This is a genomic window from Rhodovulum sp. 12E13 (genome assembly GCF_003340565.1).
Taxonomy (GTDB): domain Bacteria; phylum Pseudomonadota; class Alphaproteobacteria; order Rhodobacterales; family Rhodobacteraceae; genus HLUCCA09.
The window spans coordinates 183,419-209,695 of record NZ_QPLK01000003.1 but is presented as its reverse complement, the minus strand read 5'-3'; the positions used below and the strand labels follow the sequence as shown (position 1 = coordinate 209,695).

General features: G+C 71.3%; 21 protein-coding genes. 12 read left to right on the top strand and 9 right to left on the bottom strand.

From position 1 onward, the window contains the following. Positions 1–136 precede the first annotated feature (136 nt). Positions 137–1,270 carry a DUF6456 domain-containing protein gene (locus DLJ49_RS04235; RefSeq protein ID WP_115392268.1) on the top strand — a complete coding sequence of 378 codons (1,134 nt, stop codon included), beginning with the start codon at positions 137–139 and terminating at the stop codon, positions 1,268–1,270. Here the strand turns inward: DLJ49_RS04235 and DLJ49_RS04230 are convergent, their stop codons facing one another. Genes DLJ49_RS04230 through DLJ49_RS04200 form a run of 7 tightly spaced genes read right to left on the bottom strand, consistent with a single transcriptional unit; the run spans position 1,271 to position 9,508 of the window. Then, positions 1,271–2,776 carry a class I adenylate-forming enzyme family protein gene (locus DLJ49_RS04230; protein ID WP_115392267.1) on the bottom strand — a complete coding sequence of 502 codons (1,506 nt, stop codon included), beginning with the start codon at positions 2,774–2,776 and terminating at the stop codon, positions 1,271–1,273. Next, positions 2,773–4,116, bottom strand: a complete 1,344-nt coding sequence (locus DLJ49_RS04225; RefSeq protein ID WP_115392266.1) for an NAD(P)/FAD-dependent oxidoreductase — start codon at positions 4,114–4,116, stop codon at positions 2,773–2,775. Before DLJ49_RS04225 ends, DLJ49_RS04230 begins: the two co-directional genes overlap by 4 nt. A 4-nt stretch (positions 4,117–4,120) precedes the next feature. Then, entirely contained in the window at positions 4,121–5,461 is a 1,341-nt protein-coding gene (locus tag DLJ49_RS04220; RefSeq protein WP_115392265.1) for a glutamine synthetase family protein, read from the bottom strand. Beyond that, a complete protein-coding gene (locus DLJ49_RS04215; protein ID WP_115392264.1) occupies positions 5,458–6,306 on the bottom strand; it encodes an ABC transporter permease in 849 nt (282 codons plus the stop codon). The genes DLJ49_RS04220 and DLJ49_RS04215 overlap by 4 nt, the downstream gene beginning before the upstream one ends. Continuing rightward, positions 6,303–7,184 carry an ABC transporter permease subunit gene (locus DLJ49_RS04210; RefSeq protein ID WP_115392263.1) on the bottom strand — a complete coding sequence of 294 codons (882 nt, stop codon included), beginning with the start codon at positions 7,182–7,184 and terminating at the stop codon, positions 6,303–6,305. Before DLJ49_RS04210 ends, DLJ49_RS04215 begins: the two co-directional genes overlap by 4 nt. A gap of 4 nt (positions 7,185–7,188) precedes the next feature. Continuing rightward, complete coding sequence (locus tag DLJ49_RS04205; protein WP_115392262.1) at positions 7,189–8,364, bottom strand: ABC transporter ATP-binding protein; 1,176 nt, start codon at positions 8,362–8,364, stop codon at positions 7,189–7,191. Positions 8,365–8,419: 55 nt separating this feature from the next. Next, positions 8,420–9,508, bottom strand: coding sequence for a polyamine ABC transporter substrate-binding protein (locus tag DLJ49_RS04200; protein ID WP_199533295.1), 1,089 nt, complete (start codon positions 9,506–9,508; stop codon positions 8,420–8,422). A 253-nt stretch (positions 9,509–9,761) separates the two neighbouring features. Between DLJ49_RS04200 and DLJ49_RS04195 the strand changes: the two genes are divergently transcribed. After that, positions 9,762–11,174 carry an aspartate aminotransferase family protein gene (locus DLJ49_RS04195; protein WP_115392261.1) on the top strand — a complete coding sequence of 471 codons (1,413 nt, stop codon included), beginning with the start codon at positions 9,762–9,764 and terminating at the stop codon, positions 11,172–11,174. After that, positions 11,174–12,478 carry an NAD(P)/FAD-dependent oxidoreductase gene (locus DLJ49_RS04190; protein ID WP_115392260.1) on the top strand — a complete coding sequence of 435 codons (1,305 nt, stop codon included), beginning with the start codon at positions 11,174–11,176 and terminating at the stop codon, positions 12,476–12,478. The genes DLJ49_RS04195 and DLJ49_RS04190 overlap by 1 nt, the downstream gene beginning before the upstream one ends. A gap of 119 nt (positions 12,479–12,597) precedes the next feature. Here DLJ49_RS04190 and DLJ49_RS04185 read toward each other — a convergent pair whose 3' ends face one another. Beyond that, on the bottom strand, positions 12,598–13,212 hold the full coding sequence (locus DLJ49_RS04185; protein WP_115392259.1) for a tetratricopeptide repeat protein: 615 nt from the start codon (positions 13,210–13,212) through the stop codon (positions 12,598–12,600). 140 nt (positions 13,213–13,352) lie between these two features. Between DLJ49_RS04185 and DLJ49_RS04180 the strand changes: the two genes are divergently transcribed. The 9 genes from DLJ49_RS04180 (at position 13,353) to DLJ49_RS04140 (ending at position 22,128) form a co-directional block, all read left to right on the top strand. Next, positions 13,353–13,643 (top strand): SCP2 sterol-binding domain-containing protein, encoded by a 291-nt coding sequence (locus DLJ49_RS04180; RefSeq protein WP_115392258.1) that lies wholly within the window; start codon positions 13,353–13,355, stop codon positions 13,641–13,643. 13 nt (positions 13,644–13,656) lie between these two features. After that, entirely contained in the window at positions 13,657–14,610 is a 954-nt protein-coding gene (locus tag DLJ49_RS04175) for an alpha/beta fold hydrolase (protein ID WP_115392257.1), read from the top strand. 350 nt (positions 14,611–14,960) lie between these two features. Further along, positions 14,961–16,073 (top strand): 3,4-dihydroxy-2-butanone-4-phosphate synthase, encoded by a 1,113-nt coding sequence (gene ribB, locus DLJ49_RS04170; protein WP_233488712.1) that lies wholly within the window; start codon positions 14,961–14,963, stop codon positions 16,071–16,073. Further along, positions 16,073–16,621: a 6,7-dimethyl-8-ribityllumazine synthase gene (locus DLJ49_RS04165; protein ID WP_115392256.1), complete on the top strand. Its 549-nt coding sequence runs from the start codon at positions 16,073–16,075 to the stop codon at positions 16,619–16,621. The genes ribB and DLJ49_RS04165 overlap by 1 nt, the downstream gene beginning before the upstream one ends. Beyond that, a complete protein-coding gene (gene nusB, locus DLJ49_RS04160) occupies positions 16,618–17,103 on the top strand; it encodes a transcription antitermination factor NusB (protein WP_115392255.1) in 486 nt (161 codons plus the stop codon). The genes DLJ49_RS04165 and nusB overlap by 4 nt, the downstream gene beginning before the upstream one ends. Before the next feature lie 186 nt (positions 17,104–17,289). After that, entirely contained in the window at positions 17,290–20,523 is a 3,234-nt protein-coding gene (locus tag DLJ49_RS04155; protein WP_115392254.1) for a helicase-related protein, read from the top strand. Positions 20,524–20,606: 83 nt separating this feature from the next. Beyond that, on the top strand, positions 20,607–20,957 hold the full coding sequence (locus tag DLJ49_RS04150) for an RNA-binding S4 domain-containing protein (protein ID WP_115392253.1): 351 nt from the start codon (positions 20,607–20,609) through the stop codon (positions 20,955–20,957). Between the two features lie 64 nt (positions 20,958–21,021). Next, positions 21,022–21,357: a ferredoxin FdxA gene (gene fdxA / locus DLJ49_RS04145; RefSeq protein WP_115392252.1), complete on the top strand. Its 336-nt coding sequence runs from the start codon at positions 21,022–21,024 to the stop codon at positions 21,355–21,357. A 258-nt stretch (positions 21,358–21,615) separates the two neighbouring features. Then, positions 21,616–22,128: a CarD family transcriptional regulator gene (locus DLJ49_RS04140; RefSeq protein WP_115392251.1), complete on the top strand. Its 513-nt coding sequence runs from the start codon at positions 21,616–21,618 to the stop codon at positions 22,126–22,128. 676 nt (positions 22,129–22,804) lie between these two features. On the opposite strand, the gene DLJ49_RS04135 is transcribed toward DLJ49_RS04140, so the two are convergent. Next, positions 22,805–26,275 carry a hypothetical protein gene (locus DLJ49_RS04135; protein WP_147277259.1) on the bottom strand — a complete coding sequence of 1,157 codons (3,471 nt, stop codon included), beginning with the start codon at positions 26,273–26,275 and terminating at the stop codon, positions 22,805–22,807. Between the last annotated feature and the right edge of the window lie 2 nt (positions 26,276–26,277).

Sequence of the window (26,277 nt, the reverse complement as noted above, 5' to 3'; positions counted from 1 at the left end):
GTTAGATACTTTTCAACAATTCTGTCCACAGGCGGTGCCGCGTTAACCATGGGGTAACCAATACAACCCACGGTTTAATCCGCGCCGCGTGACAGGTCAGGTCTGGGGGACGGGACCAGTGAAGGGGGAAGGGCTGATGAAGCGTGACGGAAGCGGGTCCGCGGCGGGTGACGTGCCCGGCTGGGTGCCTGCCGCTGCGCGCCATTACCTGCGCCACACCGAAGGGGGGCTCTCTATTCGGGAAGTGGCCCGGCACGAGGGCTGCCACGCCTCCACGATCCTCCGCCAGATCCGCCGGCTCGAGAGCCGCCGCGACGACCCGCTGGTCGACGAGGCGCTCGCCCGGCTCGGCCAGTGTCACGCCGCGCTCGCGCGCTCCGCTCCCGAGACTCACGAGGAGACGGACAGAATGACGGCCCAGTTCACACCGACCGCCCGCCTATGCGACGAGGAGACCCTGAACCGCGAGGCGCGCCGCGTGCTGCGCCGCCTGTCGGAGCCGGGCGCGCTGCTCGCCGTCGCCCCCGACATGGACAAGGCCGCCGTGCTGCGCGAGACCGAGGGGGGCCAGACCGTGCGGACGGCGGTGCTGGACCGCGCGGTGGCGCAGGCCTTCGCGCTCAACGAATGGATCGCCTGCTCCACCTCCGGTCGGGTGGCCCGCTACCGCATCACCGCGACGGGGCGCACGGCGCTGCGCCGGCTGCTGGCCGAAGAAACGGCGCGGCGGCAGGGCATGGCGGAAGGGGCCGCGCCCTTCGCCGAGCAGCACCGCGACTGGGGCGAGCGCGACGTGGCCGAGGACGGGCGCACCCAGCCCCGCCGGATGCGCTACAACATGGCCGAGAGCCCGGTCACCTCCCTCGCGCGCCGCCGCGAGAAGGACGGCACGCCCTTCCTCGCACCCGAGCTCGTCGCGGCGGCCGAACGCTTGCGCGAGGATTTCGAGCTGGCCCAGATGGGCCCCAAGGTCGCGCAGAACTGGGAGAGGTTTCTGACCGGCGGCGGTCGCGGCGGCTTTTCCGGCTCCGACCCGTTGCGTGGCCCCGAAGGTGCGCGCGCCCGCGTGGCTGCCGCCCTGCGCGATCTCGGGCCCGGCCTCGGCGACACGGCGCTGCGCGTCTGCTGCTATCTCGAGGGTCTCGAGGCGACCGAGAAGCGGATGGGCTGGTCGGCCCGCTCCGGCAAGATCGTGCTGCGCATCGCGCTGCAGCGGCTCCACCGCCACTACCAGGAGACATACGGGCCGGGCGGCGGGCTGATCGGCTGATCAGCCGCGCAGCGCCCGGCGGTCGAGCTTGCCGTTGCCCGATGTCGGCAGGCTTTCGCGGTGCTCGTAGAGGCGCGGCTGCTTGTATCGGGCGAGCCGGGCGGCGGCGAAGGCGGCAAGCTCGGCCTCGGGCAGGGGGGCGGGGCCGGTATAGAAGGCGGCGATGACGGTCGTGTCGGCCTTCACCTCTACCTCGGCGCAGGCCACCTCGGCGATGCCGGGGTGCTCGGCCAGCACCGCCTCGACCTCGAGCGGCGAGACGCGCACGCCGCCCGCGTTCATCATGTCGTCGCTGCGGCCGAGATAGGTGATGGCGCCGTCCGTGGCCATCGTCACCGTGTCGCCGGTCAGGAACCAGTCGGCCGAAAAGCGCGCCTCGGTCTCCTCCGGCGCGTCGAGATAGCCCAGCATCAGGCCGGGATCGGCGGCGTGGACGGCGAGCGTGCCGGACGTGCCGCGGGGCACGGGGCGGCCGTCCTCGCCCAGCACGGCCAGGGTGCGCCCCGCCTGCGGGTAGCCCGTGGCGCCGGGGGGCGCGGGGCGCGCGGGGCTGCCCGAGACGAAGGTCGAGCATTCCGACATCCCGAGCGCCTCGTGCACCCCGGTGCCCGTGGCCGCCGCCCAGGCCGCGCGAGTGCGGTCCGGCAGCTTTTCACCGGCCGAGAGGCCGTGGCGCAGCTTCGGCGCGTCGATCTTCGTGTGTTGCGCGAGAAGGCGGCGGTAAACTCCTGGTGCAGCTGCAAAGATCGTGGCATCGAACCGCTTGAGCAGCAGCGGCAGCTGCGCCGGGTCCACCCCTTCGCGCGGGATCAGGGAGGTGGCGCCGGCAGCCCACGGGTCGAGCAGGCCGGTGCCGAGCGTGTAGGTCCAGTTGAAGGCGCCGGCATGGAGCAGGCGGTCGCACTCGTGCAGGCCATACCAGCCGTCCCACATCATGCGCCGCGCCCAGACGGCGCGGTGGGCGTGGATCACGCCGCGCGGTCGCCCGGAGGTGCCGGAGGTATAGACGATGAAGGCAGGCCGGTCGGGCGACCCGAGTTCGGGCGCGGCCGGCGGCTCCGTCTCCATCTCGCGCAGGGCGAGCGCGGGCAGAACGGGGCAGGGCGCGGGGTCGGGCAGGCTGACGTCGGGCGCGGCGACGATCAACGCCGGCTTCAGGTCGTTGGCGAGGCGGGTGATCTCGGGCACCGTGAGCGCGGCGGAGGCCGGAATGGGGATCAGCCCCGCCCAGATCGCCCCGAGAAAGCAGAGCGGGAACTCCACCTCGTTGCCCAGCCGCATCAGCACGCGGTCTCCCGGGGCGAGGCCCTGCGCGCGCAGGCCCGTGGCGATGCCCTGCACGGCCTGCAGGAGCGTGCCGTAGTGCCAGCGCGCCGCGCCTTCGGGCGAGATCACGGCGAGCGCGGTCTTGTCGGCCAGCGCCTCCGCCCGGCCGAGCACGTAGGCCGCGAGATTGAAACTCTCGGGCGGCGGGGCAAACCGGCTCTCGACGACCGACAGGGTCATGCCCGGCCTCGCGCCATGTCCTGCAGGCGGTGGAGATGCCACATGCCCCAGAGCAGCCAGCGGCGATGCCGGCCGAGCGGGAAGCGGCCCATCGGTGCCGACATGACGCGCGGGATCGCCGGCGCGCGGTCGAGGGCGAGATCGGCCATCAGGCGGCCCGAAAGGCTCGCCATCGCCACGCCGTTGCCGTGGTAGGCGAGCGCGGCATAGGCGCCGTGAGCCCCCCCAGGACCGACGTAGGGCGCCAGCTTGGGCGACAGGCACAAGAGACCCTGCCAGAAATGCGGCGTCTCGACATGGGCCCAGGCGGGAAAGATCCGGTCGAAATCGGCGCGCGCCTGCCGGCGGGTCTGCGCCCATACCTCGCGGGTCGAGCGGACGCGGCCGCGCACGCCGAAGAGCATCCGGTTGTCCGGCATCAGGCGAAAGTAGTGCAGGTGATAGCGGGTGTCGTAACACATCTGCCGGCTCGTCCAGCCCTGCGCGGCCAGCTCGTCGCCCGTCAGCGGGCGGGTGACGAGGATGTTCGACTGCGTCGGCAGGTAGCGGCCGCGCAGCCATGCGGGCACGTCCTCGCTCGAATAGCCGTTGGTGGCGATCAGCAGCTTGCGGGCGCGGAGCTCTCCAGTCGACGTCTTCAGCACGAAGGCGCCGGTCTCGCGGGCGATCCTCGTCACCGGGCTGTCGCCGTAGAGGCGGGCGCCGGCGGTGCGCGCACTCCCGGCGAGGCCTGTGGCGTATTTCAGCGGGTTCAGGGCGAAGCCGATGGGCACCGTCACCGCGCCATGGAACTCGGGCGAGGCCATGCCCAGTTGGGCGAGCTCGTCCTTCCCGTGAAGGGTCGCGTCGAGGCCGTAGAGCGCGCGGATCTCTTCCCCCCGCTCCTTGAGGTCGGGCCGGCGCGAGGCGGCGTGGGCGAGCAGTGTCTCGCCGTCGGAATGGCGGTCGGCGTCGATGCCGCGGGTCTCGAGCGTCTCGGCCACGAGGTCGACCGCCGCACGCTCGGCGTTGGCCCAGTCCCGCGCGGCCGACCGCCCGTAGCGGCGGGCGATGGTAGCGCTTCCGAGCACCGCGCCGCCGAGGCAGCAGAACCCGCCGTTGCGCCCCGAGGCGCCCCAGCCCGGCCCGTGCGCGTCGACCACGGCCACGTCGGCGCCCGCCTCGGCCAGCCGCAGCGCCGCCGACAGCCCGGTGAACCCCGCGCCGAGCACGGCGAACTCGGCCTCCTGCGCCCCTTCGAGGCGGGGGACGGCAGGCGGCTCGGCGGTCGTGCGCCAGTAATTGTCGCGGTCGGGCAGGGGGCCGTAGGCCACGGGCTCCACGATCCGGTCGAGGGGCATCGCTCTACAGCCTCGTGAGGTAAGTGCGGTATTCCAGCCGCGTGATCTGCGTCGTCAGCTTGGAAATCTCGTCGCGGCGCACGGCGGCGTAGGCGTCGCGATAGCGGGTGCCGAAGATGTCGGCGGCGATGTCGGAGGCGGCGAAGCGGTCGACCGCCGTCACCCAGTCGGCGGTCAGCCGGTCGGGCGGCGCGTGGTCGGGCGAATCGCAGGGCGGCGGCAAGGGAGTCTCACGGTCGATCCCCCAGAGCATTCCGCCCAGGATGGCGGCGAGGGCGAGGTAGGGGTTCACGTCGGCGCCCGCGATGCGGTGCTCGAGCCGCGCGCCCTCTCCCGTCGTCGCCGGCACCCGCACGCCCGCAGCGCGGTTGTCGAGCGCCCAGTCGGGCGCGCAGGGCGCGAAGGACATCGGCTGGAAGCGGCGGTAGCTGTTGAGATGCGGCGCGAAGATAGCCTGGCAATCGGGCATCGTCGCCAGCACCCCGGCGATGGCGTGGCCGAGCGTCGGGCCGACGCCTCCGGGCGCCGAGAACACGTTGTCGCCGCGCGAGTCGAGCACCGAGACATGGGCGTGCATCCCGTTGCCGGGGCTGTCGGCGTAGGGCTTGGCCATGAAGGTGGCCTCCAGCCCGTGATCCTCGACCACCTCGCGCACCAGACGGCGGAAGATCAGCGCCATCTCGGCGGCGGCGAACACGTCGTCGGTGTGGTGGAAATTGATCTCGAACTGTCCGGGGCCGTACTCGGCCACCAGCGTGTCGGTGTCGATGCCCTGCGCGGCGCAGGCGGCGAGGATCTCTGTCAGCATCGCGTCGTGCTGCGAGAGCGTCTCGAGGTCGTAGTTCTGCGCGGCGAAGTTGGGCTCGGGCGGCTGGGGGGGCGTGTCGGGCCGCTCGCGGCTCTGGACGACGTAGAACTCGAGCTCGGTGGCCACGACCGGGCGCCAGCCGCGAGCGGCGTAGCGGGCGAGCACCGCGCCGAGCACCTCGCGCGGGGAATAGGGCGAAGACGTGCCGTCGAGCTCGGTCATCTCGACCAGCACCTGCACGGCGGGGGAGGCCGTCCACGGTACGGGCTTGAGCGTGCCCGGCACCGGCACCAGCCGCCCGTCGGGGTCGCCCACGACGATGCCGAGGCCCGATTCGGGCACCTCCTCGCCGAGGATGTTGGGCGCATAGGTCGACAGCGGCAGGCGCACATGGCCGCCGGCAAGCTTGTCGACCGCGGCGGCGGGAATCCACTTGCCGCGCAGGATGCCGTTCATGTCGCACAGCATGCACTCGATGCGCTCGGGGGTGCCGTGTGCCGCGACATGAGCCTCGTATTCGCTCAGGAAGTCGCTCATGTTGCACGTGCCTCCCGCGCGTCCTCCGCCCCGGCCTGGATGGCGCGGCGCGCGTCGCGGGCCTGGCGGACGAGATTGCGCTTGGAGATCAGCGAGGCGGTGACGACCCCGAGCGCGACGATGCCGATCAGGATGGTCGAGAGCGCGTTGATCTCGGGGCTGACACCCAGGCGCACCGACGAGAAGATCTGGATCGGCAGGGTCGTCGCCGCCGGCCCGGCGGTGAACGACGCGATCACGAGATCGTCGAGCGAGAGCGTGAAGCCCAGCAGCCACCCCGAGACGACCGCCGGCATGATGATCGGCAGCGTGACCGAGCGGAACGCGTCGAAGGGCGTCGCGCCGAGGTCGAGCGCGGCCTCCTCCACCGAGCGGTCGAACGACACGAGGCGCGAGGAGACGACGACCGAGACGTAGGCCATGCAGAAGGTCGTATGCGCGAGAATGATCGTGAAGATCCCGCGGTCGAGGTTTATCGAGATGAAGAGCAGCAGCAGCGACAGGCCGGTGATGACCTCGGGCATGACGAGGGGCGCGTAGATCATCCCCGAGAACAGGGTGCGCCCGAAGAACCGGCCCCCCCGCACCAGCACGTAGGCGGCCATCGTGCCGAGCACCGTGGCGATGGTGGCCGAGAAGAAGGCGACGCGCAGCGTGACCCAGGCGGCATCGAGGAACTGCTCGTTGCGGAACAGCTCGCCATACCACTTGGTCGAGAACCCGGCCCAGACGGTGACGAGCCGGGACTCGTTGAAGGAATAGACGATCAGGATGACCATCGGCAGGTAGAGGAAGGCGAAGCCGAAGGTCAGCGCGGTGGCGTTGAACCAGGTGAAGCGGCTCATTCCTGCTCCTTCTCCTGGTTCTTCTGGAACAGCACGATCGGAATGACGAGGATCAGCAGCAGCACGACAGCCACGGCCGAGGCCACCGGCCAGTCGCGGTTGTTGAAGAACTCCTCCCACAGCACCTTGCCGATCATCAGCGTCTCCGAGCCGCCCAGCAGCGAGGGGATCACGAACTCGCCCACCGCGGGGATGAAGACGAGGAAGCAGCCCGCGATGATGCCGGGGCGCGAGAGGGGCAGGGTGACGCGCCAGAAGGCTTCCGTCGGCGTGCAGCCGAGGTCCTGCGCGGCCTCGATCAGGTCGCCCTCCATCTTCTCGAGCGTGGCGTAGATCGGCAGGACCATGAAGGGCAGATAGGTGTAGACGATGCCGATATAGACCGCGACGTTGGTGTTCAGCACGGTCACCGGCTCGAGCCCCAGAAAGGCGAGCGTCTGGTTGAGGTAGCCCTGCGACGACAGGATGCCGATCCACGCATAGACCCGGATCAGGAACGACGTCCAGAAGGGCAGGATGACGAGCATCAGCAGCGTCGGCTGCCATTCGCGCGGGGCCTTGGCCATGGCGTAGGCGAGCGGATAGCCGATCAGCAGCGTCACGAAGGTCGAGATCAGCGCGATCCTCAGGGAGCTCAGATACGCTTTCCAGTAGAGATCGTCCTCGGTGAGAAAGACGTAGTTCTCGACGTCGAGCTGGCCGAGGAAGTCGCGGATGGCCGGCCAGCCGCCGGTGATGTCGAGCGTCGGCGTGTAGGGAGGGATCGAGAGCGCGTAGTCGCTGAGCGAGATCTTCAGCACGATGCCGAACGGCACGAGAAAGAGCAGCAGAAGCCACGCATAGGGCAGGGCGATCAGCGAGACGCGGCGGAAATCCATCGGCCTACCGCGTCAGCACGACGCCGGCGGTGTCGGACCACGACAGCCACACCTCGTCTTCCCAGGTGAAGTCGCGCCGGGCGATGCGGCGGCTGTTGGCCACGAGCGCCTGCACGATCACGCCGTCCGGCAGAAGGACGTGATAGGTCGAGATGTTGCCCAGGTAGGCAATGTCGTGGACGCGGCCCTGCACCACGTTGTTGCGGCCCTCGGGCCGCTCGCGGCTGACCGTGATCTTCTCGGGTCGGATGGCCAGCGTCGCCCGGTCGCCCTCGGCCAGAGGCTCGGCCGCCTGACCGCGGATGGCGGGCACGCCCTCGCGCCAGTGGATCTCGGCCATGCCCTGGCCGATGGGGCGGGCATTGCCCTCGATCAGGTTCACGTCACCCACGAAGTCTGCGACGTAAACGCTTGCGGGACTTTCGTAAATGCGCCCCGGCGTGTCGACTTGGGCGATCCGGCCCTCGTTCATCACCGCGATGCGCGATGCGACCGTCATCGCCTCTTCCTGGTCGTGGGTGACGATGACGAAGGTGGTGCCGGTCTTTTCCTGGATGTCGACGAGCTCGAACTGGGTCTGCTGGCGGAGCTTCTTGTCGAGCGCGCCAAGAGGCTCGTCGAGCAGCAGCAGCTTCGGCGCCTTGGCCAGTGCGCGCGCGAGCGCCACGCGCTGGCGCTGGCCGCCCGAGATCTGGTGCGGCTTGCGCGTGGCGAACTTCTGCAGCTGCACCATGCGCAGCATCTCGGCCACGCGGGCCTCGATCGCGTCCTTCTCCATGCCGGAGCGCTTGAGCCCGAAGGCGATGTTCTGCTCGACCGTCAGGTGCGGGAACAGCGCGTAGGACTGGAACATCATGTTGACGGCGCGCTTGTGCGGCGGGACACGCACGATGTCGCGCCCCTCGAGCGTGATCGCGCCGAGGCTTGGCGACTCGAAGCCTGCGAGCATCCGCATGAGCGTGGTCTTTCCGCAGCCCGAGGGGCCGAGGAGCGCGAAGAACTCGCGCGGATAGATGTCGAGATCGATGTCGTCGATGGCGGTGAAGTCGCCGAAGCGCTTGGTGACGCCCTGGAAACGGATGAGCGGCACCGCCTCGGGGTCGTCCCACGGGTGGAAGGCCGTAGCGGGGCCGGGGCCGGCCGGCTGGGCCGGCGTCTGCGGAGAGCTGGGCTGGTTCATCCGTCGCTGTCCGGAAGGGATGGGGCCGCGCCGGGTGGCGCGGCCCGGGCCGGGCTCAGGTGCCCGACTTGATGCGCGTCCACATGCGCGTGACGTCGCGCTGCACGCGCGGCGGCCAGGGCGAGGTGGTGTAGGTGTTCTCCAGCGTCTCCTCGTCGGGGTAGATCGCGGTGTCGCCGATCACGTCCTCGTTGAGGAATTGCTGCGAGGCCTCGTTGCCGTTGGCGTAATAGACGTAGTTCGACGCCTGCGCCATGTTCTCGGCATCCATGATGAAGTTGAGGAAGGCATGCGCCCCCTCGGGGTTCGGCGCATCGGCAGGGATCGCCATCTGGTCGAACCACATCAGCGCCCCTTCCTTGGGGATGTGATACTCGATGGTGATGCCGTTGTCGGCCTCGGCGGCGCGGTCGCGCGCCTGCAGCACGTCGCCCGACCAGCCGATCGCCACGCAGATGTCGCCGTTGGCCAGCGCGTTGATGTATTCCGACGAGTGGAATTTCGTCACGTAGGGGCGCACCGCCGTCAGCACCGGTTCGGCCTTGGCGATCACCTCGGGGTCCTGGCTGTCGCCCTCTTCGCCCAGGTAGGTGAGCGCGGCGGGGATCAGTTCGGTCGGCGCGTCGAGGAAGTGCACGCCGCATTCGGCGAGCTTCTCCATGTTGGCGGGGTCGAGGATCAGCGCGAGCGAGTCGATGGGCGCGTCCTCCCCGAGGATTGCGCGGACCTCGTCGACGTTCACGCCGAGGCCCGTGGTGCCCCACATGTAGTTGATCGAGTACTCGTGGCCGGGGTCGTACTTTTCCGTCCGGTCGCGGATCACGTCCCACAGGTTTTCGGCGTTCGGCAGCTTGTCGTAATCGAGCGGCTGGAACGCGCCCGCCGAGATCTGCCGCTGCAGGAAGGTGCCCGTGGGCACGACCACGTCGTAGCCCGAGCCGCCGGCGAGCAGCTTGGTCTCGAGCAGCTCGTTGGAGTCGAAGACGTCGTAGATCAGGTCGTAGCCCGTCTCCTCCTCGAACTCGGTCAGCAGCTCCTCGTCGATATAGTCCGACCAGTTGTAGACGCGCACCTGCTCCTGGGCCGCCGCGGCGGTCGCCGCGAGGCCGGCTGCGAGCGCGACCAGCGAAGTTTTCAAGGTCATCGCCTTCTCCCGTGTTGGCGGGGCGGTGGGCCCCGTTCGTCTTGATTGACAGGCACGCTAGGCGATTCTGCCGGGAGGAAACAGAGGAAACAGCACCCGCCCGCATGCCGTTCGCATGGCGCTCGACATGCGGGCAGCGGGGCGGCATGGCGGCGCCGGGCTGCGCATTGACAGGGCCGGGCGGGGGGCGCATGTCACCGGCATCGCCGAAATCCGGCCCCCGTGCGGGGCCCGAGATGCAGGACACTGACGCATGACCGCCATCCCCAATCGCACCGCCACGGGCGGGCTCGACACCGCCGCGCTCCAGGCTCTCGACGCGGCCCACCACCTGCACCCCTTCACCCATCACGGCGAGCTCGCCGCCAAGGGCGTGCGGATCGTCACGAAGGGCGAGGGCGTGTGGCTGACCGACAGCGAGGGCAACGAGATCCTCGACGGGATGGCTGGGCTGTGGTGCGTCAACGTGGGCTACGGCCGCACCGAACTGGCCGAGGCGGCCTACGCCCAGATGCAGGAGCTGCCCTACTACAACACCTTCTTCCAGACGACGCATGTGCCCGCCATCGCGCTCGCCGCGACCGTCGCGCGGCTGGCGCCGGGCGACCTCGACCATGTCTTCTTCGCCGGCTCGGGCTCGGAGGCGAACGACACCAACATCCGCCTCGTGCGGCACTACTGGGCCGAGATGGGCAAGCCCGGCAAGCGGGTCATCATCTCGCGGCGCAACGCCTATCACGGCTCGACACTGGGCGGCGCGTCTCTGGGAGGCATGCAGGCGATGCACGGGCAGGGCGGGCTGCCCATTCCCGACGTCGTGCATATCGACCAGCCGGCATGGTTCGCCGAGGGCGGCGAGATGAGCCCCGAGGAATTCGGCATCGCCCGTGCCCGCCAGCTCGAGGCGAAGATCGCCGAGGTGGGCGCTGAAAACGTCGCCGCCTTCATCGCCGAGCCGGTGCAGGGCGCCGGAGGCGTGATCGTGCCGCCCGACAGCTACTGGCCCGAGGTGAAGCGCATCCTCGCCGAGCACGAGATCCTGTTCATTGCCGACGAGGTGATCACCGGCTTCGGCCGGACGGGGCACTGGTTCGGCTCCGAGGGCTACGGGCTGGCCCCCGACATCATGACGATCGCCAAGGGCCTGTCGTCGGGCTACCAGCCGATCGGCGGCTCGATCGTCTCGACCCGCATCGCGGAGGTGCTGAACGAGGCGGGCGAGTTCTTCCACGGCTACACCTATTCGGGTCACCCGGTGGCCTGCGCGGTCGCGTCCGAGAACCTGCGGATCATGGAGGAGGAGCGTGTCGTCGACCACGTGCACGACGTGGCCGGGCCGTATCTCGCCGAGAAGTGGGGCGCGCTCGCCGACCACCCGCTGGTGGGCGAGGCGGTGTCGAAGGGGCTGATGGCCTCGCTCGCACTGACGCCCGACAAGGCGGCGCGCGCGCCCTTCGCCGGGCCCGTGGGCGAGGCGGGCTTCATCACGCGCGAGATCAGCTTCGGCAACAACCTGATCATGCGGCATGTGGGCGACCGCATGATCATCGCGCCGCCGCTGGTGATCACGCCCGACGAGATCGACCTGCTGATCGAGCGGGCGGTGCGGACACTCGACATGGCGCACGACAAGCTGCGTGCCGAGGGCATGCTCAAGGCCGCCTGATGGATCTGCTGACGGCCAACGACACGCCCGGCCGCTACCCCGACTCGTTCTACGCCGCCAAGCCCGGCCTGATCCCGCCCGCGCGGCCGCCGGCCGAGGGCGAGATCCGCGCCGACGTGGCGGTTGTGGGCGGCGGCTTCACCGGCCTCTCGGCGGCGTGGCACCTCGCGGGCCGCGGCTACGACGTGGTGCTGCTCGAGGCGAGCCGCGTTGGCGCGGGCGCCTCGGGGCGCAACGGCGGACAGGTGGGCACCGGCCAGCGCGTGGGGCAGGACGCGCTCGAGCGGATGGTCGGGCGCGACGACGCGCTGGCGCTCTGGGCGATGGGGCGCGAGGCGGTCCGGCTCGTGCGCGAGACAGCGGAACGCCCGGAGGTGGGTGTGCCGTTCCATCCCGGTATCGTCCACGCCGATCACAAGCGCGCGCATGTGCGCGAGACCCATGCCTATGTCGAGAAGCTCGCCCGCGACTACGGCTACGAGAAGATGCGCCCGCTCTCGAAATCCGGGATCCGCGAGATCGTGGCGAGCAGGGATTACCATGGCGGCGCGCTCGACGAGGGCGCGGGCCATCTCGACCCGCTGGCCTACGCGCTCGGGCTGGCGCGTCTGGCCGAGGCGGCGGGCGTGCGCCTGTTCGAGACGAGCCGGGTGACCCGCGTCGAGCGGGGGGCGGAGGTGCGGCTGTCGACCGATCGGGCCGTGGTGCGGGCCGACTGGGTGGTGGCGGGCTGCAACGGCTATCTGGGGGGGCTGATCCCCGAGGTCGGCCGCCACGTGATGCCGATCAACAACTTCGTGGTGGCGACCGAGCCGCTCGGCCCCGAGGGACAGGAGGCGCTGATCGCCGGCAACCGGGCGGTGGCCGATTCGCGGTTCGTGGTGAACTACTTCCGCTTCTCCGACGACCACCGCCTGCTGTTCGGCGGCGGCGAGACCTACGGCTACCGCTTTCCGCGCGACATCGCCGCGCTGGTGCGCCGGCCGATGCTCAAGGTCTTTCCGCAACTGGCCGGGACGCGGATCGACTTCGCCTGGGGCGGCACGCTGGCGATCACCCGCACGCGGATGCCGCATTTCGCGCGGGTGGCGCCGAACGTGCTGTCGCTTTCGGGCTATTCGGGCCACGGCGTGGGAATGGCCACGCTCGCGGGGCAAGTCGCGGCCGAGACGATCGCGGGGCAGGCGGAGCGCTTCGACCTGATGGGGCGTCTGCCCGCGCCGCGCTTTCCCGGCGGGCGGGCCTTGCGCACGCCGCTGCTCGCGCTGGCCATGGCGTGGTTTTCCTTGCGCGACCGGCTCTGAGGCGACGCCCACGGGCATGGAGGGGAAGCTTCCCGTCGCCCGTGCCGGGCGACCCCCCGGACTAGTCGGACGAGGATGCTGGAGGCGCGACACGGCGTGGCGGCGCGGCCGACTCGGTGTCAGATCGTCTCGCCCTCGAGGGCGTCGGAGAGCTGCTCGATTCCCTGAGTGACGTTGGGGCGGTGCGGGTTGATCGCGTGCACGCGGCGCAGCACGTCGAGCGCCTCTTCCTCGCGGCCCACCTCGCGCAGGATCGTGGCGAGACCGATCATCGCGCCGAAATGGCGCGGCTCGAGTTCGAGCGCACGGGAAAGGTCGCGCATGGCCAGCCCGTACCGCTCCGCCTGGAAATGGGCGGTGGCGCGGGTGTTCCAGCCTTCGGCGAAGTCGGGAGCGTGGTCGGTCAGCGCGGTCAGATGCTCGAGCGCGATGTCGATATCGCCCTCTTCCAGCGCGTCGCGTCCGCGCTGCAGCAGCAGGTCCATCGCCGGGGAGCCCGACTTCGACAGCTCTGCCACGATGGCCCGCTCGATCTGTTGCCAGCCGGGCTGGTCTGGCTCGGCGAGCCGGGCGAAGAGGCGGTCGAGGCCGCTCTCCTCGGCCCCCGGTTCGGTCGCGGCAGGGGGGGACACGCCGGGCGCGGCGCCGTCCTGGGCGTGGCCCGGGGACCACGCGAGCGCAGCGGCGACGACCGTGACGAGGAGAGTGGGGCGACTGGTGCGTTGCGGCGGCATGGGCGGGAGTGTAGCACCGGATTGCGCCCTGCCAAGCGCCGCTTGCCGTGAGACCCGTCACGATTGCCGGCGCGCGCGCGGCGTGCGAGGGACAGGCGGGGAGGGGCGGCCGTCGGGGCCGCGAGCGACAGGAGACAGGGATGAGCGACGTGATCGACCAGGCTGTGGTCGCGCTGCAGGAGAAGTTCGCCGGCGCCGAGATCGGCGGCACGGCCAAGTTCATGATCCCCGGCGAGGGCGCGATCATGCTCGACGACGGCGGCGTGCGCGCCGCCGACGAGGCGGCCGACGTGGTGCTGACCGCGGACGTGGACACGTTCAGGGCGATCCTCGACGGCGAGACCAACCCCACCGCCGCGTTCATGACCGGCAAGCTCTCGGTCGACGGCGACATGGGGCTTGCGATGAAGCTCGGCACCGTGCTCGGCTGAGCGCCACGCCGGCGTGGAGCCCGCCCCCTTCTTCGACGAGATCGCCGACGCCGACCCGGGCGCCCGCGCCTTCTGGGTCGAGGCGCCGGGCCGGCCCGGAGACGGGGCGCGCGTGCGCATCGCGCTTCTGGGCGAGGGGGGGCGCGGCACGGCGCTGCTGTTTCCCGGCCGCACCGAGTTCGTCGAGAAATACGGGCCGGCGGGGCGCGCGCTGGCGGCGCGCGGCTACGGCATGCTGGCCATCGACTGGCGGGGCCAGGGGCTGACCGACCGGTTCCTGCCCGACCGTCGCATGGGGCATATCGAACGCTTCGACGATTACCAGCGGGATGTCGCCGCCATGGTGCAGGCGGCCGACGATCTCTCGCTGCCGCGGCCCTGGCACCTGATCGGCCATTCGATGGGGGGCGCGATCGGGTTGCGCGCGGTCCATTCGGGCCTGCCGGTGGCGAGCGCTGTCTTCTCGGGCCCGATGTGGGGCATCAGGCTCTCGGCCTACATGCGCTCGCTCGCATGGACGGTGACGACGCTCGCCCGGCCGGCGGGCCTCGGCGGGCGGGTCGTGCCCACCTCGAGCCCCGAGAACTATCTGCTCGCGGCGGCGTTCGAAGGCAACATGCTGACGACCGACCGGGCCATGTTCGACTGGATGCAGGCGGCGTTGCGCGCCCACCCGGAGCTCGCGCTCGGGGGGCCGTCGATGGCCTGGGTCAACGAGGCGCTGCGCGAGGTGCGGGCGCTGAGGCGGCTGCGCGCTCCCGATCTGCCGGGGCTGTGCGTCGCGGGCGAGAACGAGCGGATCGTCGATCTGGCCGACATGCGGGTTCGCATGGGCAGCTGGCCGGCGGGGCGGCTGGTGATCGAGCCCGGCGCCGAGCACGAGATCATGATGGAGCGGGAAGAGGTGCGGGAGCGCTTCTTCGACGCGGCGGCGGAGATGTTCGACCAGGCGGGCGCGGCGGGCTGATCCGGCGCGGGGCCCCGGGGCCGGCGGGGCGGCGCGTGCGATGCAGACCGCAGGCAGGCCGAGCAGGCCCCGGCGGCCAGATGGATGCGGTGGGCATGACGGCGTGAGCGTGCCGGCGCCGCGACCGGTGGCCGCGCGCCTGCCGGTGTTCCTTGGAGGGCCCCGCAGGCATGGCCCGTTGAGGCGCGTCGGCATTGGGATTGCCGGATGCGCGACCGCGGCGGGCCATCCGGCGGCGCATCGGCCGCCCGCCGGGTCGCGCGTGCGTGGGCCGATCGAGCTCTGGCCAAGATCGGCGCGTTGGGCTATCTGCCGCCGGCACTGCCGCGACGCGCGCCCCGGAGGCCCCCTTGCCCGATACGCCAGACAGCCCGTTTCACGACGCGATCTCTCCGGTCGAGGAGATCATCGCCGATGCGCGCAACGGGCGGATGTTCATCCTCGTCGACCACGAGGACCGCGAGAACGAGGGCGATCTCGTGATCCCCGCGCAGATGGCCACGCCCGACGCGATCAACTTCATGGCAACCTACGGACGCGGCCTGATCTGTCTGTCTCTGACCGGCGAGCGGATCGACCGGTTGGGGCTGCCGCTGATGGCATCGACCAACTCGTCGCGTCACGAGACGGCCTTCACCGTCTCGATCGAGGCCCGCGAGGGGGTGACCACGGGCATCTCGGCATCGGACCGGGCGCACACCGTGTCGGTCGCGATCGACGGGGCGGCGACGGCAGCCGACATCGCCACGCCCGGCCACATCTTTCCGTTGCGCGCCCGCGAGGGGGGCGTGCTGGTGCGGGCCGGACACACCGAGGCCGCGGTCGACATCGCGCGGCTGGCCGGGCTGAACCCCTCCGGCGTGATCTGCGAGATCATGAACGAGGACGGCACGATGGCGCGGCTGCCCGACCTCGTGGCCTTCGCGCAGCGGCACAACCTGCGGATCGGCACGATCTCCGACCTGATCGCCTACCGGCGCCGCCACGACAACCTCGTGTCGGTCAGGGAGGAGCGCGAGATCGAGAGCGAGTTCGGCGGGCGCTGGCAGATGCGCATCTATGCCGACGTCACGCAGGGCGCCGAGCACATCGCGCTGGTCAAGGGCGACATCTCGGGGCCCGAGCCGGTGCTGGTGCGAATGCACGCGCTCGACCCGCTGCTCGACATCGTGGGCACGGGGCCGAAAGGGCGCGCCCGCGAATTCGCCGAGGCGATGGAGACCATCGCGAAAGAGGGGCGGGGCGTGCTGGTGCTGCTGCGCGACCTGCACATGCAGCTCTCGGCCGAGACCGAGGCCACGTCGGGGACGCTGCGGCAATACGGGCTCGGGGCGCAGATCCTGTCGTCGCTGGGCTTGTCTCGAATGGTGCTGCTCACCAATTCCCCAACGCCCAAGGTCGTCGGGCTCGAGGCCTACGGGCTCGAGATCGTCGGCACCCGCAAGATATCGGAGCTCGGCTGATGGCAGGCGCGCAGCACTACACCCTTCCCCGTCCCGCGTTCGACCGGCCCGTCCGGGTTCTGATCGTCGTGGCGCCGTTCTACCGCGATATCGCCGACGGCCTGCTGGCAGGGGCCCGGTCCGAGCTCGAGGCGGCGGGCGCCACTCACGAGACGATCGAGGTGCCCGGCGCGCTCGAGATCCCGCCAGCGGTGCGCATCGCCTGGCGGCAGTCGAACTTCGACGGCTTCGTGGCCCTGGGCTGCGTGATCCGGGGGGAGACGACGCATTACGAGACCGTGTGCAACGACAGTTCCCGCGGGTTGATGCTTCTGGGGCTGGAAGGTGCCTGCATCGGCAACGGCATCCTGACGGTGGAGAATGCCGAGCAGGCGGGGGTGCGCGCCGATCCTGCCGGGCAGGACAAGGGCGGCGGCGCGGCGGCCGCCTGCCTTCACCTGATCGCGCTCGCCCGCCGCTTCGGGCCGCCGCGTGCCGGCGTGGGCTTTCTGCCCCGGGGCGAGGATACCCTGATGGCGGGCGGCAGCGAGGGGACGCCCGCCGTATGACCGCGCAGGACAGGAACGCCGCGCGCGAGGCGGCCCGGCGCCGCCGCTCGGCCGCGCGCCTCTATGCCGTGCAGGCGCTCTTCCAGATGGAGGTCTCGGGCCAGACGACGACGGCCGTCGAAAAGGAGTTCGAGGATTACCGCTTCGGTGCCACCACCCCCGAGGGTGCAGAGATGGTGGAGGGCGACATCGACCTCTTCCGCGCGCTCGTCGACGGGGCGGTAAACGAGCAGGCCCGGATCGACCAGATGACCCACCGGGCTCTGGTGGCTAAATGGCCCATCGACCGGATCGACCCTACCCTGCGCGCCCTGTTCCGCGCCGCGGGGGCCGAGCTTCTGTCGGACAAGACGCCGCCAAGGGTGGTGATCGTCGAGTTCGTCGAGGTCGCCCGCGCCTTCTTCCCCGAGGGCCGCGAGCCGCGATTCGTCAATGCCGTGCTCGACCACATGGCCCGAGAGGCGAAACCCGAGGCGTTCTGAGCGACCGTCTCCGGCCGGCGTGGACAGGAGCGCGCCATGATCGCCGCCGGCAAAAGTCTTCGCGAAGACTTTTGCAAATTCCTTCTTCAAGGAATTTGGCGGCGGTCCTCTCCGCCCGGTCGCCCGGTTGCCCCCGCCGGGCGGCGTCTATACATCCGGATCGACAGCCGAAGTGCGCGAGGGGCCATGCAGCGAGGTCACGTCACCGCCGTCCTCGGCCCGACGAATACCGGCAAGACCCATTACGCCATCGAGCGGATGCTGGCCCACCGGACGGGCGTGATCGGCCTGCCGCTGCGGCTGCTCGCGCGCGAGGTCTACGACCGGTGCGTTGCGCTGCGCGGCCCCTCGGTCGTGGCGCTCGTGACCGGCGAGGAACGGATCGTGCCGCCGCGCGCCGCCTACTGGGTCTGCACCACCGAGGCGATGCCGACCGAGATCGGCGCCGACTTCCTCGCGGTCGACGAGATCCAGCTCTGCGCCGACCCCGAGCGCGGCCACGTCTTCACCGATCGCCTTCTCCATGCCCGCGGCCTGCACGAGACGCTGTTTCTCGGCTCCGACACGATGCGGGGCGCCATCGCGGCCGAGGTGCCGGGCGCGCAGGTGATGCGGCGCGAACGCTTCTCGACCCTCGCCTATGCCGGCTCGAAGAAGATCAGCCGCATGCCGCCGCGCTCGGCCATCGTCGGCTTCTCGGTCGAGAACGTCTATGCCATGGCCGAGCTGATCCGGCGCACGAAGGGGGGCTGCGCGGTGGTGATGGGGGCGCTTTCCCCGCGCACGCGCAACGCGCAGGTGGAGCTCTACCAGAACGGCGACGTCGACTACCTCGTGGCGACCGACGCGATCGGGATGGGGCTCAACCTCGACGTGCGGCACGTGGCCTTCTCGGGCCTGCGCAAGTTCGACGGGCGGCGGATGCGGCAGCTCGCGCCGAACGAGCTGGCGCAGATCGCCGGCCGGGCGGGGCGCTACAAGACGGACGGCACGTTCGGGGTGACGGGCGAGGCGCCGCCTCTGGACGACGCCGTTGTGGAGGCGATCGAGGAGCACCGTTTCACCCCCGTGCAGCGCCTCCAGTGGCGCAACGCGCGGCTCGAGTTCGGCTCGCTCGACCGGCTGATCGCTTCGCTGGAAGCGGCTCCGCCGGAGAACGACGCTGCGAACGGGCGGCTTGTGCGTGCGCGCGAGGCCGACGACCTCTCGGCGCTCAAGACCGTGGCCGAGATCCGCGAGGTTCGCGAGCGGGCCGTGCAGCCGAGGGACGTGCAGCTCCTGTGGGACGTCTGCCGCATCCCCGACTTTCGCGGCATCAGCCATGCAGAGCACGCAGGTCTCGTCGAGAAGCTCTTCGGCTTCCTGCACGAATACGGTCGCGTGCCGGACGACTGGATGGCCCAGCAGGTGCGGCGGATCGACCGCACCGAGGGCGAGATCGACGCGCTGTCGAAACGTTTGGCCTACATTCGCACTTGGACCTACGTCGCGCAGCGCCCGGGCTGGCTCGACGACGAAAGCCATTGGCGCGAGGCGACCCGCGCGATAGAAGATCGCCTGTCCGACGCGCTGCACGGCGCGCTCACGCAGCGATTTGTCGACCGGCGCACCAGCGTTCTGATGCGCCGGCTGAAGCAGAAGGAGAGCCTCGTGGCGGAGGTGACGGAAACGGGCGAGGTGAGCGTCGAGGGCCAGTATACGGGCCGGCTCGAGGGGTTTCGCTTCACGCTCGACAAGCACGCCTCGGGCGACGAGGCCAAGACGCTGCGGCAGGCGGCGGCGAGCGCGCTGAAGCCGCAGTTTCACCTCAAGGCGGACCGCTTCTACAACGCGCCGGACACGGAGATCGATTATACCGAGCAGGGTGGCCTGATGTGGGGCGACCAGGCGGTGGGCAAGCTCGTGAAGGGGGCTGACGCGCTGAAGCCCCAGGTCGCGGCCTTCGTCGACGACGAGGCGGGGGCGGAGGTGGCCGAGAAGGTCACGCGCCGTCTCCAGCATTTCGTCGACCGCAAGGTGGCGACGCTGTTCGAGCCGCTTCTGGCGCTCAGGGCCGACGAGGCGCTGGAAGGCATGGCGCGCGGCTTCGCCTTCCAGCTGGTCGAAGGCTTCGGTATCCTGCCGCGGCAGGGGCAGGTCGCGGCCGACGTCAAGGCGCTCGACCAGACGGCCCGTGGCGCCCTGCGCAAGCATGGGGTGCGCTTCGGGCAGTTCACGGTGTTTCTTCCCGCCCTGCTCAAGCCGGCACCGACGCGGCTGCGGCTTGTCCTGTGGTCGCTCTGGGAGGGGTTCGACGAGTTCCCCGAGAGCCCGCCACCGGGCCTCGTGACGATCCCGGTGCCGCAGGGGGTGCCCCAGGGCTACCTGCCTCTGTCGGGCTATCGGGCCGCCGGCGCGCGCGCCATCCGGATCGACATGCTGGAGCGGCTGGCGGACCAGATCCGCGCGCAGGACACGCGGAGCGGCTTCGAGGCGACGCCGGACATGCTGTCGATCACCGGCATGACGCTGGAGCAGTTCGCCGACCTCATGCAGGGGCTGGGCTATCGCGCCGAGAAGGGCGAGAGACCCAAGGTGCGGCCGACGGATCCCGCCGCCAGCGGGGCACGCGACGGCGGCGCCTTCGGCGCGCCGGATCCGGCCGTGAGCACGAGCGCGGGCGAACGCCTCTCCACGGCTACGGGCGACGCGGCTGCTGTGGCGGCCGACCCGTCCGTCACGGTGGTGCCGGCGGGCGATGCCGCCGATGCGGAGGCGGTTGTGGAGCCCTCGCCGCTCGATGCCGAGAGCCCCGCACGGGCCGACCCGTCGGGCGTCTCCTCGTCCGACACGCCGGAGATCCCGCCGGGCCCCTCCGAGACACCGCCGCCACCCGGCCCGGAAGTGCCGCCAACGCCAGACCCGGTCCCGGAGGCGCCGCCCGAGACTCCCCCGGAGCCGGCCACGCCCGAGGTGCCGGACACGCCCGAGGTCCCAGAGACCGTCGACCCGTCCGCCCGGACCGGCATGCCGCCCGAGGAGGGGGAGATGGCGCTGCAGGGTCCGGCCGAGCCGGCGCACGCGCAGGCGGAGGCTGGTATGCAGGACGCCGGTGCCGGCAGCGGCAGTGCGGAGGCCGAGGCCGCCGGTGCGTCCGCCGAGGTCGAGGTCTTCTACACCTTTACCTGGGCGCCCAAGCGGCAGAGTGGCGGCGCGCGCGGCGGCCGCGACCGGCAGGGCAAGGGCGGCCGTCCACCGAAACAGGCCGGGGGCGAGCGCCCCAGGGGCGAACGCGGGCCGAAGGGCGCCAAGGGCGACAAGGGCCGCGGCAAGCCGCAGGGGGCCAAGAGCTACGAGGCCCGCCCGCCGAAGCGAGAGAAGGCGATCGACCCCGACAATCCCTTCGCTGCCGCCCTGATGGGGCTGAAGGACAAGACCTGATACTCGCCGGCGCGGCAGACGGCGCGGAGGACCCGGCGCGCGTCGATACGGGCGGCGAGCCCCGGGCAGGTCCGCATGCGCCGTTGACCGAGGGCAGCCTGCGACTCGACAAGTGGCTTTGGCAGGCGCGTTTCTTCAAGACACGGGCGCTCGCCGCGAAGCTCGTGGCCGAGGGCAAGGTGCGGGTGAATGCCCAGCGGGTCACGAAGCCCTCGCGCGCGATCGCCCCCGGCGACACGCTGACCTTTCCCCAGGGGCGCGCGGTCCGCGTGGTGCGGATCGTGGCATTGCCCGTGCGGCGCGGCCCGGCCCGCGAGGCGCAGGCCTGTTACGACGATCTGTCGCCGCCCCCGCCGCCGTCCGACCCCGGCGGGCCGAAGGCCGGCGGGCCGCGTCCGACCAAGAAAGATCGTCGCAACCTGCCCGATACGTGACCTCGATCAGTTGCAGCGGCCGGCTCTCTGTCGTAGCTGAAAAGCTGCAATTCGGAGATACCAAATGACCTACATCGTCACCGAGAACTGCATCGCCTGCAAGTACACCGACTGCGTCGAGGTGTGCCCCGTCGACTGCTTCTACGAGGGCGAGAACATGCTGGTGATCCACCCAGACGAGTGCATCGATTGCGGGGTGTGCGAGCCCGAATGCCCGGCCGACGCCATCCGCCCCGACACCGAGCCCGAGATGGAGAAATGGGTGGAGTTCAACCGCAAGTATTCCGAGATGTGGCCGGTCATCATCACCAAGAAGGACCCGCTGCCGGAGGCCGACGCCAACGACGGCAAGCCGGGCAAGATGGAACTGTTCTCGGAGAATCCGGGCGAGGGCGGCTGAGCACGCCGGGAATGCGCGGGGAGCGCCTGCAGGCCGGCCGGTATCCCGAGGGCCCGGGCGAAATGCCACGGCAGGCTGGGAATCGCCGTGTCATTGTGCTATATCAACGTGGCTATGGTAACACACCTGACGCGCGCCGAGCGCACTGCCTGACTGCTCGGCGGTTCAAGCTGCGCACACGCCCGAAGCCGCTCCGGAGGCGATCGTTTCCGGTGGCGGTTTTCTAGGCTCGGACGTGAGGGTTCTTGAGGGGAACGCATGACCAAGAACAAGAAGCACGACTTTCGCCCCAACGACTACGTGGTCTACCCCGCGCACGGGGTGGGGCAGATCATCTCCATCGAGGAGCAGGAGATCGCCGGCATCTCGCTGGAGCTGTTCGTGATCTCCTTCGACAAGGACAAGATGACGCTGCGCGTTCCCACCCACAAGGCGACCGAGGTCGGCATGCGCTCGCTTTCGTCGCCCGATGTCGTGTCGAAGGCGATGGTCACGCTCAAGGGCAAGGCCAAGGTCAAGCGGGCGATGTGGTCGCGCCGGGCGCAGGAATACGAGCAGAAGATCAATTCGGGCGACCTGATCGCGATCGCCGAAGTCGTGCGCGACCTGCACCGCGCCGACGATCAGCGCGAGCAGAGCTACTCGGAGCGCCAGCTCTACGAGGCCGCGCGCGACCGGCTGACGCGCGAACTGGCGGCTGTCTCGGGCACAGGCGAGACCGATGCCCAGGCGCGTATCGACGAGGTGCTGGTGGGCCGCGCCGCTGCCTGACGTCGCCTCGGCTTGCCGAGCAGAGGGACGGGCCGTGCCGAAAGGTGCGGCCCTTTTTCGTGGCCGCGCGCTACGGAGCGCCGCTCGGCCGCTCGGCCGCCCGCCGGCGCGGGGGGCAAATCCCTTGAAAGAAGGGATTTGCAAGAGAATTGAGGAATTCTCTTTCGCCCGCCTGCGGCGGGATCAGGCGCCCCGCCCGATCGCCGGCCTGCCCGGTCGTCGGCGCGCGGGGGGCGCAGGAGGCGGCGGCCTTGCAGGTCTGGTGCGCCTTCGCCCGCCCTGCGCCACATCGGGACCCGTCGAACTGGCGCGCCAGCTCCGTCTCGAACGCAGTGGCAAGATCGCGCACCGCCGATCCAGCCTTCGTTCGCCGCCACCGGCATGCCGGGCGGCCAGAGTTCCACGCTCGGGTGCGGCTCGGCTATGGAAGGTTCTTTCCCTGTCGCTTGCCTCGAAAAGGGGAAATCTCATGCGGGCTAGATCTCGGCGAAGTTGAGACAGCCCCACATGGGCGGGATCTTGCCCCAGCAAGATGGCGCGGGCAGGGTGTCGCGTTGCGTGGGCGTCGTCCCCATCTGGCCCGATGGCAGTGGCGCGCACGGGCGAAAGGCGCGCGGGATAGGCGTCATGGGCAGGGCGGTCGGGCCGTACCCCCAAGGCGCCTGGCCTGGCGGCGTCAGCCCGATGGCATCTGGAGCAAGACGTCGCGCCCGCGCTTGACATATCGGACGGCGTCGCGGTCGATGGCCGCGACCTGCCCGCCGTCGAGCCGGTCGCCCACCTGCACCTTCACGTAGCGCCCCGAGGGCAGCCGCACGAGGGCGCGGCGCTGGCCGGCCGAGCCGTAGACGCCGATGAGGGTGACAGCGTTCATGCGCAGGGCGTTACGTTCGGTCGCCTGACGCGCGACGAGGGCCGAGGAGGGAACATCGGGCTGCACACGCTGACTGCGCGCCACCGCAGGTCCGCGTGAAGGCTCCTGGGGAGGCGGGGCGGCCGCGGCGGCGGAGGCGGTCTGCACCGATGGCGGGGACGGCTGGGGCGTCGCCGCGGCGCGCGCCGTGGCCTGCCGCTCGGTCTCGGCCGCGCTTCTGGCGCGGGCCTGCGCCGCGATCTGCGCGATGTTGGCGGGCCGTGCGCGCGGGGCCGGGGCGGCGGCAACGGCATAGGGCGAATCGGAGTCGAGTTCGGCCTCGGCGATCTCGCGGGCTGCGGCCGCGGCCTCCTCGCGGGCGACCGCCGCGGCGCGCTCGGCCTCGGCGGTGAGCGCGGCCGCCTCGTCCGCCAGCGTTTCGGGGCGGGGGCGCGGCCGCGCCTCCGGCGCAGCGGCGAGCCCGGCCGCGCTTTCGTCCGCCGGCGCAACGGGGTCGCCCGCCTCGGTGTCGCCAGCCTCGGGGGCTGCGTCGAGCGCGGTGCCCGCCCCGGACTCCGTGCCCGTTGCCGTGTCCGTCTCGGTGCCTGTCTCCATCCCGGTGACCGGCGCGGCGGCGGACCCGCCCGCCTGCAGCCCAGGCCGCGAGCGCGGCCGGATGTCGGGAGCGTCGATGGTGCCGTCTGCCGCGGCATCGGACGCGGCGGGATCGGCCGTCTCGGGGAGCGTGGCGTCTTCAGGCCGCGCGGTCGGACGGACCTGTGCCAGCGGGTCCTGTTCCACCTCCTGTTCCGCCGTGGCGGGCGTGTCATCCGCCACCGGCGCGGCGGCCTCGTCTGCGCGGGCGTCGGTGGCGTCCGGTTCGCCCGTGCCGGGGCGGGCTGGCGGGACGATGCCGGGCTGCCCCTCGTAGACGGTGTAGCCGCCCGGCGCGAGCGCGCCCTCGTCGGTGGGGATCACGAAGCCGTCGGCGTCGAGCAGTGTGCCGGGCGGCAGCGGCGCGGCCGGAAGCGCCGGCGCGGCGGCTTGGCCCGGTGCGTCGGGCACGGCCGGCGGGGCCTGCGTCAGTCGCGAGGGATCGACGGCGGCGAGTGTCAGCGCGGGATCGGCAGTGACGCGCGGGACGGGCCCGCGCTCGGGCGCACGCTGCCAGATGCCGGTCGCCGCATAGGCCGCCTCGGCCTCGGCCCGGTCGAGCGGATCGGGAGAGACGTCGCGCACCGCGACAGACGGATCGCTCACCGATGCCTCCGGTGGGAGGCGCGCAGGGCTGGTCGCGGGGGCTGTGCCGCCTTCGTCGGGGCTGATGGCCGCGAGGTCACGCGGCTCGGCCGGGGCCGGCCCGCTCTCGCCGGGGCCGTCTGCTGCAGGGTTGGCCGTCTCAGGTGTCATGACGGGGTCTGCCGGGGCATCCTCGGGCAGTGCCGGCGCCGGTTCAATGTCGGCAGGGGGGGGCGCCACGGCCTGCCGCGTCTCTTCGCCCGTGGCCCCGGCGTCAGGCGTGGGAGGCTCGGCATCGAGCGGGGTGACCGACGAGGTGATCGCGGGCGTGTCCGAAGGGCTCTCGGCCACCGTGTCGGGGCCGTCGCCGCCGTCGACCCAGAGCGACCAGAGAGCGACGAGGCCCATCAGCGCCAGGAGCGCGAGTGTGAGCACGAGACCGAGCGCGCGACCGCCGCGTGCGGGGGGCTCGGCGCGCATGCGGCGCGCGCCGAAGACGGTGAGGCTCGAGGCTTCGTCCATCTCTCCGGCAGTGGAGGGCGCAGGGCCGGTCGGCGCGGGAAGCGAGGCATCGCCCCTCTGCTGGATCCGGCGCACCGGGTCGGGGCGTGCCGGCTGTGCCTCGGGGGCCGCGGGCGATGACCCCGAGCGGCGTGCACCGGGGGGCTCTGCAGAGGCGGAGCCGAGCCGGGGCGCGATGGTGTCGGGCTTGGCCGAGGGGCGAGGATGCCGCGGTGACGCTCGGTCTGCGGCCGACACGGGCGGTTCGCTCTGCGCGCTGAGGGCGGGCTCCACAGAGGGCCGCGAGAGAGAAGAGGAGGCGGCGCCCGCGTCATGGCCGCGCCTCTTGCCGCCCAGGGTGCCAAGCACCGATCCGGCCAGCGCGCCGAACCCTGCCCGGCGAGCTCCGCGACCGGACGCGAGGCTTGCGGCCGAGGCTGCCGCTGCGTCGCCGGTCTCGACCGGCTTCACCTTCGGCACCCCGGTCTCGTTGCCCTTTCCGCTGGCGGGAGATTCCGAGGCGCTTGCCGGGATCGCCGTCTGCGATGCGGCACCCGGCGCGGGGGCGGCGTCCGTCGTCGTCTTCGGATTCGGCTCCGGGCCCGACTCAGGGCCGGATTGAGGCGCATCACGGCGTATCGTCGAGAAAGTCGGCAGAGGCGTGGATGCAGGCCCCCGAATTGCCGCTGGCGAGGGTGCGGCGAGAGGCGGAGGCTCGGCGCGGGGCGGCGCATCAATGTCGGTCGCGCCGCCGAGCGGCGACGCGCCTGCGGGCGTCTCCTTCGATGTCTCAGCGGGGGGCGGCGCTCTTCCGTCGCCGGGGCGATCGGGGGCGCTCGCCGCGCCGGCGGGCCGACCCGGCTGCGGCTCTTCGGTGGCGGGCGTGGCGATGTCCGGCTTTGCGGTTTCCGGCTCGGTGGCGCCTGGCGCGGCGATGTTGACCTCGCCGACCGGGTCGGGCGCGGCAGCCGGAGCGGACGTGTCCGGGGCGGGCGCCGGTGTATCGTCGTGCGGTGCCCCGCCGAAGCGGGGGCGGCCGGGAAAGGCACCCTGTGCCGCCTCTCCGAGCACGCCGGCGGGCGCAACGCCGTGTGCCTCGGCGAAGGCGCGCGCCTCGTCGAGCGTCTCGGTGGCGACAACGGCGATCTCGAGCACGCCGTCGACCTCGTGCCAGTCGTAGACCAGTTCGGCGAGGTCGTAGGGCGTGGCGCCGACGAGCGCATTGCGCACGCGGCCCTCGTCGGCCTCGCGGTCGAGACCGCTGGCGCGCGTGCGGGTATAGAGGATCTGGCTGTCGGGCAGGATGAGCACCACCGCCGCCTCGCCGCCGTCGGCCTCGGCCACGCGCGCCTGCATCCGGCCCACCCGGGCGTCGAAATCGTCGTCGTCGAGGCCGGCCGTCGCGAGCGGGGGCTGCGAGGTATCTATCTCGGCATCGCCCTCTGCCAGACGCAGGAGCGAGACACCGTCATGGTCGAGATGGAGGGCGAAAGTGGCGGCCATGGCCTCGGCGTGCTCTCCGGCGGCGCCCGCCGGGCAGTCATTGCAGTTCACGT

Bases quoted from the DNA above. Each gene is read 5' to 3' on its own strand.
- DLJ49_RS04185 (WP_115392259.1), bottom strand. From the start codon at position 13,212: ATGCCGCCGCAACGCACCAGTCGCCCCACTCTCCTCGTCACGGTCGTC.
- DLJ49_RS04225 (WP_115392266.1), bottom strand. From the start codon at position 4,116: ATGCCCCTCGACCGGATCGTGGAGCCCGTGGCCTACGGCCCCCTGCCC.
- DLJ49_RS04155 (WP_115392254.1), top strand. From the start codon at position 17,290: ATGCAGCGAGGTCACGTCACCGCCGTCCTCGGCCCGACGAATACCGGC.
- DLJ49_RS04215 (WP_115392264.1), bottom strand. From the start codon at position 6,306: ATGAGCCGCTTCACCTGGTTCAACGCCACCGCGCTGACCTTCGGCTTC.
- DLJ49_RS04210 (WP_115392263.1), bottom strand. From the start codon at position 7,184: ATGGATTTCCGCCGCGTCTCGCTGATCGCCCTGCCCTATGCGTGGCTT.
- DLJ49_RS04190 (WP_115392260.1), top strand. From the start codon at position 11,174: ATGGATCTGCTGACGGCCAACGACACGCCCGGCCGCTACCCCGACTCG.
- DLJ49_RS04180 (WP_115392258.1), top strand. From the start codon at position 13,353: ATGAGCGACGTGATCGACCAGGCTGTGGTCGCGCTGCAGGAGAAGTTC.
- fdxA (WP_115392252.1), top strand. From the start codon at position 21,022: ATGACCTACATCGTCACCGAGAACTGCATCGCCTGCAAGTACACCGAC.
- nusB (WP_115392255.1), top strand. From the start codon at position 16,618: ATGACCGCGCAGGACAGGAACGCCGCGCGCGAGGCGGCCCGGCGCCGC.
- DLJ49_RS04140 (WP_115392251.1), top strand. From the start codon at position 21,616: ATGACCAAGAACAAGAAGCACGACTTTCGCCCCAACGACTACGTGGTC.
- DLJ49_RS04195 (WP_115392261.1), top strand. From the start codon at position 9,762: ATGACCGCCATCCCCAATCGCACCGCCACGGGCGGGCTCGACACCGCC.
- DLJ49_RS04165 (WP_115392256.1), top strand. From the start codon at position 16,073: ATGGCAGGCGCGCAGCACTACACCCTTCCCCGTCCCGCGTTCGACCGG.
- DLJ49_RS04205 (WP_115392262.1), bottom strand. From the start codon at position 8,364: ATGAACCAGCCCAGCTCTCCGCAGACGCCGGCCCAGCCGGCCGGCCCC.
- DLJ49_RS04200 (WP_199533295.1), bottom strand. From the start codon at position 9,508: ATGACCTTGAAAACTTCGCTGGTCGCGCTCGCAGCCGGCCTCGCGGCG.
- DLJ49_RS04230 (WP_115392267.1), bottom strand. From the start codon at position 2,776: ATGACCCTGTCGGTCGTCGAGAGCCGGTTTGCCCCGCCGCCCGAGAGT.
- DLJ49_RS04235 (WP_115392268.1), top strand. From the start codon at position 137: ATGAAGCGTGACGGAAGCGGGTCCGCGGCGGGTGACGTGCCCGGCTGG.
- DLJ49_RS04220 (WP_115392265.1), bottom strand. From the start codon at position 5,461: ATGAGCGACTTCCTGAGCGAATACGAGGCTCATGTCGCGGCACACGGC.